This is a genomic window from Conyzicola sp. (assembly GCF_046714715.1).
GTDB lineage: Bacteria > Actinomycetota > Actinomycetes > Actinomycetales > Microbacteriaceae > Conyzicola.
In genome coordinates this window covers 1-12,653 of the sequence record NZ_JBKKAD010000127.1, presented here as the reverse complement: position 1 = coordinate 12,653, position 12,653 = coordinate 1, and the positions used below count along the sequence as shown (strand labels likewise).

The 12,653-nt window shown below is 69.7% G+C and carries 13 protein-coding genes; 9 read left to right on the top strand and 4 right to left on the bottom strand.

Translation table 11 applies throughout. The annotated features are described in order from the left end of the window. Both ACLQ6X_RS09590 and ACLQ6X_RS09585 read left to right on the top strand, forming a co-directional pair. Positions 1–603, top strand: a 603-nt coding sequence (locus ACLQ6X_RS09590; RefSeq protein WP_411699944.1) for a phosphatase PAP2 family protein, incomplete at its 5' end; no start/stop codon positions are given. Between the two features lie 52 nt (positions 604–655). After that, the gene (locus tag ACLQ6X_RS09585; RefSeq protein WP_411699943.1) at positions 656–2,083 is read left to right on the top strand and encodes an APC family permease; all 1,428 of its coding nucleotides are present in this window, start codon (positions 656–658) and stop codon (positions 2,081–2,083) included. Positions 2,084–2,098: 15 nt separating this feature from the next. Here ACLQ6X_RS09585 and ACLQ6X_RS09580 read toward each other — a convergent pair whose 3' ends face one another. Continuing rightward, positions 2,099–2,296 (bottom strand): hypothetical protein, encoded by a 198-nt coding sequence (locus tag ACLQ6X_RS09580; protein ID WP_411699942.1) that lies wholly within the window; start codon positions 2,294–2,296, stop codon positions 2,099–2,101. A gap of 123 nt (positions 2,297–2,419) precedes the next feature. On the opposite strand from ACLQ6X_RS09580, the gene ACLQ6X_RS09575 reads away from it, so the two are divergent. Together ACLQ6X_RS09575 and ACLQ6X_RS09570 are read left to right on the top strand one after the other, a co-directional pair. Then, entirely contained in the window at positions 2,420–4,129 is a 1,710-nt protein-coding gene (locus ACLQ6X_RS09575; RefSeq protein ID WP_411699941.1) for an AMP-binding protein, read from the top strand. Between the two features lie 56 nt (positions 4,130–4,185). Further along, positions 4,186–4,920 carry a glutamine amidotransferase gene (locus tag ACLQ6X_RS09570; RefSeq protein WP_411699940.1) on the top strand — a complete coding sequence of 245 codons (735 nt, stop codon included), beginning with the start codon at positions 4,186–4,188 and terminating at the stop codon, positions 4,918–4,920. 22 nt (positions 4,921–4,942) lie between these two features. Here ACLQ6X_RS09570 and ACLQ6X_RS09565 read toward each other — a convergent pair whose 3' ends face one another. Continuing rightward, positions 4,943–6,442, bottom strand: a complete 1,500-nt coding sequence (locus tag ACLQ6X_RS09565; RefSeq protein ID WP_411699939.1) for an FAD-dependent oxidoreductase — start codon at positions 6,440–6,442, stop codon at positions 4,943–4,945. Between the two features lie 86 nt (positions 6,443–6,528). Between ACLQ6X_RS09565 and ACLQ6X_RS09560 the strand changes: the two genes are divergently transcribed. Continuing rightward, complete coding sequence (locus ACLQ6X_RS09560) at positions 6,529–9,111, top strand: ATP-binding protein (protein ID WP_411699938.1); 2,583 nt, start codon at positions 6,529–6,531, stop codon at positions 9,109–9,111. Continuing rightward, positions 9,108–9,953: a hypothetical protein gene (locus ACLQ6X_RS09555; RefSeq protein WP_411699937.1), complete on the top strand. Its 846-nt coding sequence runs from the start codon at positions 9,108–9,110 to the stop codon at positions 9,951–9,953. The genes ACLQ6X_RS09560 and ACLQ6X_RS09555 overlap by 4 nt, the downstream gene beginning before the upstream one ends. On the opposite strand, the gene ACLQ6X_RS09550 is transcribed toward ACLQ6X_RS09555, so the two are convergent. Next, the gene (locus ACLQ6X_RS09550; protein WP_411699936.1) at positions 9,936–10,457 is read right to left on the bottom strand and encodes a hypothetical protein; all 522 of its coding nucleotides are present in this window, start codon (positions 10,455–10,457) and stop codon (positions 9,936–9,938) included. The two genes, ACLQ6X_RS09555 and ACLQ6X_RS09550, sit on opposite strands and share 18 nt — an antisense overlap. Positions 10,458–10,515: 58 nt before the next feature. Between ACLQ6X_RS09550 and ACLQ6X_RS09545 the strand changes: the two genes are divergently transcribed. Then, positions 10,516–11,025, top strand: coding sequence for a VOC family protein (locus ACLQ6X_RS09545; protein WP_411699935.1), 510 nt, complete (start codon positions 10,516–10,518; stop codon positions 11,023–11,025). A gap of 12 nt (positions 11,026–11,037) precedes the next feature. Here ACLQ6X_RS09545 and ACLQ6X_RS09540 read toward each other — a convergent pair whose 3' ends face one another. Then, on the bottom strand, positions 11,038–11,442 hold the full coding sequence (locus ACLQ6X_RS09540; protein ID WP_411699934.1) for a hypothetical protein: 405 nt from the start codon (positions 11,440–11,442) through the stop codon (positions 11,038–11,040). Between the two features lie 34 nt (positions 11,443–11,476). On the opposite strand from ACLQ6X_RS09540, the gene ACLQ6X_RS09535 reads away from it, so the two are divergent. Further along, entirely contained in the window at positions 11,477–12,088 is a 612-nt protein-coding gene (locus ACLQ6X_RS09535; RefSeq protein ID WP_411699933.1) for a TMEM175 family protein, read from the top strand. A gap of 60 nt (positions 12,089–12,148) precedes the next feature. Beyond that, positions 12,149–12,653: SPFH domain-containing protein (locus ACLQ6X_RS09530; protein WP_411699932.1), on the top strand; the 505-nt coding region annotated here is incomplete at its 3' end.

The window sequence follows — 12,653 nt, the reverse complement described above, 5'->3', positions numbered from 1 at the left end:
GCTCGCGCCGTCGGGGTGGTGCTCGTGAGCACGGTGCTGTCGCAACTGCTCAAGAACGGTCTGCTCGCCCGCCCCGACTTCGTCGGCGACGTCTCCGCCAACACCCTGCCGAGCGGGCACACCGTCGCCTACGCGTCGGTGCTCTTCGCGCTGCTGATCGTGCTGCCGTCGAGGCCCCGCACGATCGCGGCGCTCGCCGCCTCCGTCGTGCTCGGCGTGGTGGTCGTGCAGCTGCTCGCCTTCGGCTGGCACCGCTCGAGCGACGTCGTCGCCGGCCTGCTGCTCGTCACCGGGGTGATGGCGCTCGCCCACCTCGTGCTTCCCGACCGGGGTGCGCCGCCCGTGCGCAGCGACTCCGGAACGCGCACGCTGCTCGTGCTGGGTGCCGTCGTCGGCGGGGTGCTGATCGTCGCGTCGATCGCCTTCGCCGCCACTCTCGCTCTCGACACCTCGCTGGCCACGACGCACGCGCTGCTGCTCGCGAGCCAGATCATGTGCCTGGCCGTCGTCTCGCTGGCCGTGATGACCGTGCTCTGGGTGCAGCGCTCCGCTCCCGCGCAGCTCGCGCAACGCAGCGCGCCTCTTGCCCATTCCAGCGCCTAGGAGCATCATCGAGGGCAACTAGCCCCTAGCCCTCGATGTCGCGGGAGTCGCCATGAGTTCTACGCAGGTACAACCGGCAGAGAAGCCCACCGAGCTCAAGCGGGCTATCGGCCCGAAGCTGCTGCTGCTCTTCATCGTCGGGGACATCCTCGGCACCGGCATCTACGCCCTCACCGGGCAGGTTGCCGCCGAGGTAGGGGGAGCGGCGTGGCTGCCCTTCCTCGTCGCCTTCGCCGTCGCCACCGTCACGGCGTTCTCCTACCTCGAGCTCGTCACGAAGTACCCGCAGGCCGCGGGCGCCGCACTCTACGTGCACAAGGCGTTCGGCATCCAGTTCTTCAGCTTCATCGTCTGCTTCGTGGTGATGTCGTCGGGCATCACCTCGGCGTCCGCGGCATCCCGCGCCTTCGCGGTCAACCTGGTGGCGGGCTTCGGGCTGGACGTCGGTGTGGGCACGGTGCTGCTCATCGCGGTGTCGTTCATCCTGCTCGTGATGCTCGTCAACTTCCGCGGCGTCACCGAGAGCGTGATGCTCAACGTGGTGCTCACCCTCGTCGAGTTATCCGGACTTCTCTTCGTCATCCTCATCGGCTTCTGGGCGATCGCCGGCGGCAACGCCGACTTCTCGCGCGTGGTGGCCTTCGACACCCCCGAAGACAAGGGCGTGCTGCTCGCGGTCAGCACGGCCACCTCGCTCGCCTTCTTCGCGATGGTGGGCTTCGAGGACTCGGTGAACATGGCGGAGGAGACGAAAGACCCCAGCCGCATCTTCCCGCGGATCATGCTCACCGGCCTCGGCATCACCGCGGTGATCTACGTGCTCGTCTCGATCTGCGCGGTGGCGATCGTGCCCATCGGCGAACTCGCCGGCAACGAGACCCCGCTCGTCACGGTCGTGCAGACGGCGGCGCCGGGCTTCCCGATCTCCGACCTCATCCCGTTCATCTCCATGTTCGCCGTGGCCAACAGCGCGCTCATCAACATGATGATGGCGAGCCGGCTGCTCTACGGCATGAGCAGGCACGGCGTGGTTCCCTCGGCGCTCGGCCGCGTGCACCCGGGCAGGCAGACGCCCTGGGTGTCGATCCTGGTGACGACCGTCATCGCGCTCGGGCTCATCACCTACGTGTCGCTCGACACCGAGGGCTCGGTCGTCGCGCTGCTCGGCGGTACGACCTCGCTGCTGTTGTTGACCGTCTTCACCGTGGTGAACGGCACGGTTCTGGTTCTGCGTCGCGACAGCGTGGATCACAAGCACTTCCACGCCGGGCGCGTGCTGCCGGTCGTCGGCGCGCTCGCGTGCGCCTACCTCGTGCTGCCGTGGTCGTCGGGCCGGCCCGTCGAGCAGTACCAGATCGCGGGGGTGCTGCTGGCGATCGGGGTGGTGTTGTGGGTGCTCACCTGGGCTATCCGGCGCATGCTCGGTACGAACCGTCCGATTGCGGATGACGCGGACGACCTGACGACGAAGGTGGAGTAACCGGGCAGCCCTTGCTCAGTTGTGGGGAAGGTGCGAGTCGGCGGCGGGCATCTCGGCCGCCTCCGCGGCCTGCGCCCGCAGCACCGCGTTGCGCGCGACCAGTTCGCGGCCCAGCCGCGGAGCGCAGCGGCGCGAGTACTCGGCCTTGAGCACCAGCCAGCGGTCACCGGACACGGTGTGGCTGTGCCAGAGGTGGGTGGCTGGGGTGATCATGGTCGCTCGTTTCGCCTGATGGTCGTGCGGGGCTGGGACGTAACGACGCTGTTAGGTCGAGGCTAGCTCGCTGCCCGCGCGCGCGGCAGGGCAGAAAGTCCCGAAGGGGGCGATGATGGAGAGATGACCAGCACCGCCACCACCGCCACCACCGCCTTCCGCGCCGCGCGCGACCAGTTGCTCGACCTGCGAACCGACGGGGCCACGGCGGCGGCGGAGTTCGAGTGGCCCGACGTGGGCGACCACTTCAACTGGGCCGTCGACTGGTTCGACGTGATCGCGGAGGGCAACGACGCCGTCGCGCTCTGGATCGTCGAGGAGGACGGCAGCGAGCGCAACGTGACCTTCGCCGAGATGGCCGCCCGTAGCGACCAGGTGGCGAATTGGTTCGCCTCCCTCGGCGTCGAGCGCGGGGACCACGTGATGCTGATGCTCGGCAATCAGGTGGAGCTCTGGGAGTCGATGCTCGCGATCATGAAGCTCGGCGCGGTGATCCTGCCCACATCGACGGTGCTCGGAACGGCCGATCTCGCCGACCGGGTCGACCGGGCCGGCGTGCGGCACGTGATCGTGAACGCCGACGACGCGGGCAAGTTCGACGGGGTGGCGGGGGAGTACACGCGGGTCGTCGTCGGTGAGGCGGCCGGCTGGACGAGCTTCAGCGACTCGCAGAACGCGAGCCACGACAAGCCCAGCGTCGTGGTCGACACCTCCGATGCATCCATCATCTACTTCACCTCGGGAACGACCAGCAAGCCCAAGATGGTCGTGCACACGCAGTCGTCGTATCCCGTGGGGCACCTCACGACCACCTACTGGCTCGGCGTGCGGAAGGGCGACGTGCACCTCGCCATCAGCTCGCCCGGCTGGGGCAAGCACGCCTGGAGCTGCTTCTTCGCCCCGTGGATAGCCGAGGCCACCGTGTTCGTCTACAACTACGGCAGATTCGACCCGGCCGCCCTGCGCGCGCAGCTCGACCGCGCGAAGGTCACGACGTTCTGTGCCCCGCCGACGGTGTGGCGCATGCTGATCCAGTCGGCGCTCGGCGAGCGGCCGTCGAGCCTGCGCGAGACCCTGTCGGCCGGCGAGCCGCTCAACCCCGAGGTCATCAGCCAGGTGCAGCGGGCGTGGGGGCTCGTCATCCGCGACGGGTACGGACAGACCGAGACCACCGCGATCGTCGCCAACGCGCCCGGATCGGCGCTGAAAGCGGGCTCGATGGGGCTGCCGCTGCCCGGTGTCACCGTCGTGCTGGTCGACCCGCTCACGGGTGGGCCGGCCGACGAGGGCGAGATCTGCCTCGACCTGTCGACCCCCGCGGTGAACCTCATGGCCGGCTACTTCGGCGATCCGCGGCGCAGCGCCGACGTGGTGCGCGACGGATACTTCCACACCGGTGACGTCGCCAGCCGCGACGAGAACGGCTACATCACGTTCATCGGACGCACCGACGACATCTTCAAGTCGAGCGACTACAAAGTCAGCCCGTTCGAGGTGGAGAGCGCCCTCATAGAACACCCGGCGGTCGCCGAGGCGGCCGTCGTTCCGGCCCCGGATGACACGCGACTCAACATCACGAAGGCCTACGTCGTGCTTGCCGCCGGCTGGGACCCGACCGAGGAGACGGCCCTCGAGGTGTTGCGTCACGCCCGGGTGTCGCTGCCGCCGTTTATGCGCGTGCGCCGCCTCGAGTTCTTCGAACTGCCCAAGACGACCTCGGGGAAGATCCGGCGGGTGGAGCTGCGCGACCGCGAGAACGCGGCGGCGGCGGCCGGGGAACGCCTGCACGGCGAGTGGCGCGACGACCAGTTCCCGCAGCTGCGCGGTCGTTGACGGTCACACGCAGACACACTGCGGTGCCGGCCGGCCCGCCCGAATAGCATGAAGAAGTGAAACCGTTCCTGCTGCTCGCCACCCGTGACGACGACGAAGCCGCGGACGACGAGTACCGCGGGTTCCTCGAGGCGGGAGGGCTCGACCCGAGCGAGCTCCAGCGGCTGCGGCTCGAGGCGACGCCGCTGCCGGCAATCGACCTCGACGACTACTCCGGCGTCATCGTGGGTGGCAGCCCCTTCAACGCCAGCGACGCGCCCGCCACGAAGACCGCCGTGCAGTCGCGCGTCGAGCGCGAGCTCGGAACGCTCATCGACGAGATCATCGAGCGCGACTACCCCTTCTTCGGCGCCTGCTACGGCATCGGCCTGCTCACGAGCCACCTCGGCGGGGTCGTCGACGACAGCTTCCCCGAGACGGCCGGCCCCACCCGCGTCTCGCTCACCGCCGACGGCGAGGCCGACCAGCTGTTCGGCGGCCTCGACGGTGACTTCGACGCCTTCGTCGGGCACAAGGAGGCGTGCGCGCTACTGCCCCAGGGCGCCGTGCTGCTGGCGAGCGGCGAACGCTGCCCCGTGCAGGCGTTCCGCATCGGCGACAACGTCTACGCCACCCAGTTCCACCCCGAGCTCTCGCTCGCCTCGATGCTCACGCGCATCCGCATCTACCGCGACAACGGCTACTTCGCCCCCGACGCCTACGGCGACGTCGTCGAGCTGATCCGCGGCTCCGACGTTACGGAACCCGCCGCCCTCGTGCGGGCGTTCGTGCGACGGTTCGCGCGGGAGTGACACGGGAGCAGTGCCCGAGCGGCTAGAGGGGCGCACGGGTCGCCGCCAGGTGCTGGTGTACTGCGCTCACCACGACGGAGCCCTCGCCGACCGCCGACGCGACCCGCTTGACCGAGCCGCGCCGCACGTCGCCCACCGCGAATAGGCCGGGCAGCGAGGTCTCGAGCGCCCCGGGATCGCGCTCGTGCGGCCACGCCCGCCGTCCGCCCTCCGCGACGATGTCCGCCCCGGTGAGCACGTAGCCCCAGCGGTCGCGCAGCACCTCGGGCGGCAGCCAGTCGGTGTGCGGGGCGGCGCCGATCGTGATGAACAGGGCGTCGCAGCGCACGTGCGACTCGCGGCCGGTGACGCGGTCGCGCAGTGTGATGCTCTCCAACGTCGTAGCACCCGAGCCGCCCACCACCTTGGCCTCGGCGACGATTCCGACGCCCGCCGCCGCGAGTTCGTCGATCAGGTACCGCGACATGCTGTCGGCGAGGCCGGCGCCGCGCACCACGAGCGAGACCGACGCGGCGTACCGCGCGAGGTGCAGCGCCGCCTGCCCGGCCGAGTTGCCGCCGCCCACGACGTAGACGATACGGCCCGACTGCGCGCGGGCCTCCGCGGCCGAGACCCCGTAGAACACCGACGTGCCGAGGAACCCGGCGAGCTGCGGCAGCGCGAGCCTGCGGTACGAGACGCCGGCGGCGAGCACCACGGCGCCGGCCGTCACGAGTTCGCCAGGAGCGACCTCGAGCACGAACCCGCCGTCGGCCGTGGTCGCGCCGACGGCCTCGCGCGTCACCGCGAACCGGGCGCCGAAGACCCACGCCTGCTGGTAGGCCCGCTCCGCGAGTTCCGCGCCCGAGACCCCGCGCGAGAAGCCGAGGTAGTTGCGGATGAGCGACGACGAACCGGCCTGGCCGCCCACCGCGTGCCGTTCGATCACCAGGGTGTCGAGTCCCTCGCTCGCGGCGTACACCGCCGCGGCGAGACCGGCGGGTCCCGCGCCGACGATCGCGACGTCGACGCCCGACTCGGGAAGCTCGGTCGACAGGCCGTGCCGGCGGGCCAGCTCGACGCTGCCGCTCGTCATCGTGACGTCGAGCACGTCGCTGGCCGTCGCCCGCTGGTAGTCGCGCAGGAAATCGGTGATCCCGCGGTGGAACGACTCGTCGGGCGAGACCCGCGGGCTCACGACGTAGTAGTCGATGTGGTTCGCGGCCATCAACGACAGCACCGCCGACGAGGTCTGCTGCGTGGACCACGCGCCCCACTCGAGCACGAATCCGCGACGGGTGTCCGGGTGGCTGCGGCGCGTCTCCACGTAGAGCCGCGGGTCGTCGGTGTCGCCGAGCACCAGGGCGATCTCGTCGCCGACGCGCTTCGCGTCGAGCACCCGGCCCACGGCATCCTCGACACCGCTGGACACGACGATGCGGTAGTCCGCGCCGAACCGCCGCTCGAGTTCGGTCGCGACCTCGCCCGGCGACTCGAGTGCGAGGAGCACGATGGGACGGCGGTGCTGCTCGGTGGAGATCATGCGTCATTCCTACTCGCAGCGCGGTCGACACTCGAGTGTCTAGACACGGGTGCCCGCCCGGGCCCAGACTTCCCAGCATGGAACGAATGCCTCGCACCATTCGCACACCCGACCAACGACTCAGAATCTTCGTCAGCAGCACCCTGAAAGAACTCGCGACGGAGCGCAAGTCGGCGCGCGCTGCCGCCGAGCGCCTGCACCTCGCCCCCGTGATGTTCGAGCTCGGGGCCAGGCCGCACGCCCCGCGCGATCTCTACCGCGCCTACCTCGAGCAGAGCGACGTGTTCGTCGGCCTCTACTGGGAGCGTTACGGCTGGGTCGCGCCCGGAGAGTCGGTCTCGGGCCTCGAAGACGAATACCTGCTCGCCCCCGCGCTGCCCAAACTCATCTACATCAAGGAGCCGGCCGACAACCGCGAACCCCGGCTCGCCGACCTGCTCGACCGGGTGCGCTCCGACGACACCGCGTCGTTCAAGTACTTCAGCACGCCGCGCGAGCTCCAGACGCTCATCGAGGCCGACCTCGCGACGCTGCTCGCCGAACGGTTCGACCAGAGTCGCGACCCCACCGGTGTTCCGTCCGTGCCTTCGCCGCCCGACGAACCGGTTCCGCAGTGGCGTTCGCTGCCGCATCCACTCACCCCGCTCATCGGTCGCGAGAACGACGTTGTCGAGATCGTGCGGATGCTGCGGCAGCCGCAAAACCGGCTGGTCACCCTCACCGGCCCCGGCGGTATCGGCAAGAGCCGTCTCGCGATCGAGGCGGCCGACCGCGTCGCCGAGCAGTTTCCCGGGGGAGTGGTCTTCGTCGACCTCGCGCCCGTGCACGACCCGGAGCTGGTGGTGAACGCCATCGCGGCGGCCCTGGGCGTGCGGGACACGGGCGACGCCCCGCTGGCCGAGAAACTCGAGACGGCCGTGCGCAACCGGCGCCTGCTGCTCGTGCTCGACAACTTCGAGCAGGTGCTGGCCGCCGCGACCACTGTCGGCTCGCTGCTCGCGTCGGCCCCGGGTCTCACGCTGCTGCTCACCAGCCGCACGCTCGTGCGGCTCTCGGCCGAGCGCAGCTTCGAGGTCGGGCCGCTCACGCTTCCGCAGGTGTCCCGGCGGCTCGATCCCGCCGAGGTGGCTCTCGTGCCGTCGGTGGCCCTGTTCGTGGAGCGGGTGCACGCCGTGAAACCCGACTTCGAGCTGTCGGAGGCGAACGTCGAGGCGGTCGCCCGCATCTGCGTGGCGCTCGACGGTGTGCCGCTCGCGATCGAGCTCGCCGCCGCGCGCATCCGCGTGCTGTCGCCCGCCGTGATGCTCGAGCGGCTCGACCGTCGGCTGCCGCTGCTGGTCGGCGGGATGCGCGACCTGCCCGCCCGCCAGCAGACGCTTCGCGGCACGATCGAGTGGAGCACTGAGCTGCTCGCCGACGACGAAAAGCGCCTGCTCGCCACGCTCGGCGTGTTCGAGGGCGGCTTCTACCTGGAGGCGGCGGAGTACGTCGCGGCCGACCGCGTGGCCGATCCGCTGGCGAGCCTCGGCGTGCTCGTCGACAACTCTCTCGTGCGCGAGCAGGACAGGGGAGAACGGTCGTACTTCACCGTGCTCGCCACGGTGCGGGAGTACGCGCTCGAACAGCTCGAGAGCGACGGCGTGCTCGAGCAGTCGCTCGCGAGGCACGCGGACTTCTACGTCGAGTCCGGCCGGGCGATGGAACTCGATCTCGAGGGCAGGCGGCAGCGCGAGCTCGTGGCCCGGCTGGGCGACGACCGCAACAACGTGCGTTCGGCGGTGCGCTACCTCATCGACCGCGGCGAGCTGGACCGCGCGGCCGAATTCGCGTGGACGCTCTACATCTACTGGTGGATCGGCGGGCTGCTGGGCGAGGTGCGCGGCTGGATGGACCGCGTGCTCTCCTCGGGTGCGCCGCTCACCGACCGCGCCAGGGCGATCGCGCTCTATTTCACGAAGGCCATCGTCTTCTGGCAGGAGCCGGATGACACGGTGGCCGCGGGCCTCGGCGAGAGTGCCCGGCTGTTCCGCGCGCAGGGCGACCCGGCCGGCGAGGCCCTGGCCCGCGTCTCGATCGCGCTGTCACTGCTCGCCTCGGGCACGCCAGACCCGGATGCCGCGAACGAGCAGCTCGAAACCAGCCTGTCGCTCTTCCGCGAGTCGCACGACGTCTGGGGGGAGTCGATGGCCCTCGTGAGCCTCGGCCGGGTCGCGCTGCTGCAGAACAAGGTGCGCGGCGCCCTCAACCGTTTCGAGGAGAGTCTCGCCATCGCGCGCGCCGAGAACGACGATCTCGGCGAGACCATCGCTCTGCACCACCTCGGCTGGGCGCGGCTGCTGCTCGGCGAGATGGAGCCGGCCCACCACGACTTCGAGCAGACACTGGGTATCTCCGCACGCCTCGGCCACGACGAGGGGGTCGCCTACGGTCTCGAGGGTCTCGTCGCGGTCGCCGCCACCGACGGGCAGATCGAACGGGCAGGCCGGCTGCTCGGGGCGGCCGACCGGCTGCGGGAGGAGGCGGGCATCTACAACGCGGCGGCGTTCGCCTTCCACGGCGCTCTCGTCGAGCAGATCCTCGCGTCGCCGGCCGCCGGACGGTTCTCGATCGCCCGCGTCGCCGGCCGCGAACTCTCCATCCTCGACGCCGTCTCCGAGGCGCTCGCATGAGCACGCCGGGCACCGCGTCGGACCGGGTGCGACGGTTCACCCGGGTGCTGGCCGCGGTCATCGTGCCGTTTCTGGGCGCCGCGGTGGTGTTGCTCTACCTCCTGCCGAACGCCACCGACGTGACGTTCGCCTGGACCATCCAGCCGGCGCTCACGGCCATGTTCCTCGGCAGCGCCTACGCGGGGGGCATCGTGTTCTTCGTCCACGTGCTGCGCACCGAACGATGGCACCGGGTGAAGTACGGCTTCCCCGCGGTAGTCGTGTTCGCGTCGCTGCTGGCCGTCGCGACCTTCCTGCACTGGGACAGGTTCCACTTCGGCCACATCTCGTTCTTCACCTGGGTGACGCTCTACCTCACGACGCCGGTGCTCGTGCTCGTAGCGGCCGCGCTCAACTGGCGCGCCGACCCGGCGACGCCCGAGCCGCGCGACTACGCGATCCCACGGGCGGCGCGCATCGCCATCGCCCTGGTGGGCGTCGTCGCGTTCGCGGCCGGTGTCGCGCTGTTCGTCGCCCCCACCGCGTTCCTCGACGTGTGGGCGTGGCCGCTCACCCCGCTCACCGGCCGCGTGGTCGGCGCCATCCTCACCCTCCCGGGAATGGTCAACGTGTGGCTGCTGGTCGACCCGCGGTGGAGCGCGTTCCGGTCGATCTTCCAGGCCCAGCTCGTGAGCCTCGTCTTCATCGCGGGCGCGCTCGTCTTCGCGGCCGGCGATCTCACGTGGGACAGGCCGGCCGGGCCCGCGTTCGCCGTCGGTATCGCGCTATCGCTCGTCGCCTACGCGGCCTTCTACGTCTACTGCGAACGGCGGAGCCGCGGCGGCTCAGCCGTGGGCCAGTAGCTGCACTCCCACGACGACAAGGCCGAACAGCACGAGGCCGACGAACACGGCGAGTTTCTTCCACCAGGCGAGGTTCGCGCGGAACACCGCGATGTACCCGATGGCGCCGAGCGTGATCGCCATCACCCACACCGCGCTGGCGAGGGCGAGCGGCACGGACAGCACGCCCGCGGCCGCCAGCAGCAGGATGACGACCGGGACGACGACCGTGGCGAGGGCGCCGGAGGAGACGCGTACGAGGAAACGCAGCTCCGTGGCATCCGGAAGACTGCCTTTCACCGCGAGGTGCGCGACGATCTCCGAGATGAGTCCCGCGAGACCGGCGCCCACCGCCGCGATGACGAGTGAGGTGACCGCCGTGAGCGCCCCAGTCTCCTCGCCGTGCACGCTCAGCGCGAGCAACACGGCGAGGCCGATGAAGCTGACGTAGATGCGCTCTTTGAGGTAGGGGACAAGCTGCTGGGCGGTCGGCTGGGGCTCGTCGCGGTCTCGGATTCTAGCCATAGCACCAGTCTCGCATCGGCGGCGGGCGTCTTCCGCGGGCGGACCCGGGGTGGCTACGATGACGACCGGGTCGACGTCGACCCGCGCCGACGAGAGTGAGGTCATCGTGTCGATCAACCCGTTTCTCTGGTTCGACTCCCAGGCCGAGGAGGCCGCGGAGTTCTATGTCTCCCTCTTCCCCGATAGCCGCATCATCTCGGTGAACCGGTATCCCGAGGGCGGCCCGATGCCGGCCGGTACAGCGATGTCGGTGACCTTCGAGATCGACGGGCTCGAGGTGCAGGCGCTGAACGCCGGGCCGGGAAAGCCGTTCACCGAGGCCATCTCGTTCTTCGTGCAGGTGGACACCCAGGATGAGATCGACCGCCACTGGGACGCGCTGATCGCGAACGGCGGGCGCCCCGACCAGTGCGGCTGGCTCAAGGATCGCTGGGGCCTGTCGTGGCAGATCGTGCCGTCGGTGTTGGGAAGCCTGATCGGCGGACCAGACCCGGAGCGTGCGGCCCGCGCGATGCAGGTGATGATGGGCATGACGAAACTCGTGATCGCCGACCTCGAGGCCGCCTGATTTTTCGTTCGCCTAGTGCGTGTGCGGCGGGCCGACCCGCAGGATGTCGTCGGCCGGCAGCGAGATCGTGACCGTGGCCGTCTCCTCCTCGTCGAACGGCAGAGCCGGCCGCACGACGCACGCGTTCTGATCGAGATCGACGATCACGACGCGGCGCCACTCCCACCCGGGCTGCGGGTCGCGCAGGTCGATACCCCCTGCGGGGAACGGGCGGGGTGACAGCACCCACCAGTAGTTGGCCAGCGACGTCAGGCCCCGGTCGGCGAGCACCGACTCGGCGTGCACGCGGGTGCCCGGGTCGCCGAGGGGGTGGCCGATCAGGTTGAGCGGCACGAAGACGCCGTCTCCCACCGGTGAGAGGTATCCCGTGAGTTCCCCGTCGCTCGGACGGTGGAAAGCGATCCATTGCTCGGCCACGCCACGAATGTAGCACCTGGGCCATAATCGGTCGATGGAAGCCCAACGCGGATTCGACCGGCTCGTCAACCTCAGCGACGCCGTCGTCGCGATCGCGGCCACGCTGCTGATCCTGCCGCTGGTCGACACCGCCGCCGACATCCGGTCCGACGGCGTGGGTGCGCTCGTCGCCGACCACGGCAGCCAGCTGTTCGCGTTCGCTCTCAGCTTCGCGGTGATCTGCCGGTTCTGGCTCATCCACCACGCCCTGTTCAACCGTCTCGTGGGATACACGGTGCCGCTGGTCTCGGCGAACTTCGTCTGGATGGCGAGCATCGCGTTCCTGCCGTTCCCGACCGAACTGGTGTCGTTCTCGGGTGCCGGCCATCCGCTCACGTCGGCGCTGTACGTCGGCACGATGTGCGTCGCTTCCGCCTCCACGACGGTGATCCAGTGGATCGCGATCAGGAACCCCGCGCTGCAGGACCCCGAGGTGCGCGGAACCCTCACGCTGCACGGCTCCCTCGCCGGGACCCTTGCGATGGTGGTCGCGCTCGTCATCGTGCTCGTGATCCCCGCCGTCGGGCTGTGGGCGCTGCTGCTGCTCTTCCCGGCCGGCGTCATCGGCGACCGACTCGCGCGTCGCGTTCGCCCCACAAACACCTGAGCAGAATTCCACACTCTCCGACATACTGAGAGGGCACCACGACCCCCCAGGAGAGCTCACATGGAAACCCCCCTGCCCGCGGATGCGATCGTGACCGGTGGCATCGTCGCCGCCATCGTCATCGTCGTTCTCATCGTTCTATTCACGTTCCTGCGCGGCATCAAGGTCGCCAAGCCCGACGAGGCGATCATCGTCACCTCGCGCCAGAAGACCGTCAAGAAGCAGGGTGACGCCGAAGACGAGAACGGCGGCCAGCGCGTCGTCTTCGGCTCGCGCGTCTTCGTGATGCCGATCGTCGAGGCGCACTTCAAGCTCAGCCTGCGCAGCCGCCAGCTGAACGTGCAGGCAACCGCCCAGACCAAAGACGCCATCACCATCAAGGTGAACGCCGTCGCTGTCGTCAAGGTCGGCGGATCGGAGTCGATGGTGCGCGCCGCCGCCCAACGGTTCCTCAACCAGCAGGACCAGATCGAGACATCCACCGAAGAGGTTTTGAGCGGTTCGGTGCGTTCCATCGTCGGCCAGCTCACGGTGACCGAGATCATCACGAACCGTTCCGCTCTGC

Bases quoted from the DNA above. Each gene is read 5' to 3' on its own strand.
- ACLQ6X_RS09585 (WP_411699943.1), top strand. From the start codon at position 656: ATGAGTTCTACGCAGGTACAACCGGCAGAGAAGCCCACCGAGCTCAAG.
- ACLQ6X_RS09580 (WP_411699942.1), bottom strand. From the start codon at position 2,296: ATGATCACCCCAGCCACCCACCTCTGGCACAGCCACACCGTGTCCGGT.
- ACLQ6X_RS09575 (WP_411699941.1), top strand. From the start codon at position 2,420: ATGACCAGCACCGCCACCACCGCCACCACCGCCTTCCGCGCCGCGCGC.
- ACLQ6X_RS09565 (WP_411699939.1), bottom strand. From the start codon at position 6,442: ATGATCTCCACCGAGCAGCACCGCCGTCCCATCGTGCTCCTCGCACTC.
- ACLQ6X_RS09560 (WP_411699938.1), top strand. From the start codon at position 6,529: ATGCCTCGCACCATTCGCACACCCGACCAACGACTCAGAATCTTCGTC.
- ACLQ6X_RS09555 (WP_411699937.1), top strand. From the start codon at position 9,108: ATGAGCACGCCGGGCACCGCGTCGGACCGGGTGCGACGGTTCACCCGG.
- ACLQ6X_RS09550 (WP_411699936.1), bottom strand. From the start codon at position 10,457: ATGGCTAGAATCCGAGACCGCGACGAGCCCCAGCCGACCGCCCAGCAG.
- ACLQ6X_RS09545 (WP_411699935.1), top strand. From the start codon at position 10,516: ATGACGACCGGGTCGACGTCGACCCGCGCCGACGAGAGTGAGGTCATC.
- ACLQ6X_RS09535 (WP_411699933.1), top strand. From the start codon at position 11,477: ATGGAAGCCCAACGCGGATTCGACCGGCTCGTCAACCTCAGCGACGCC.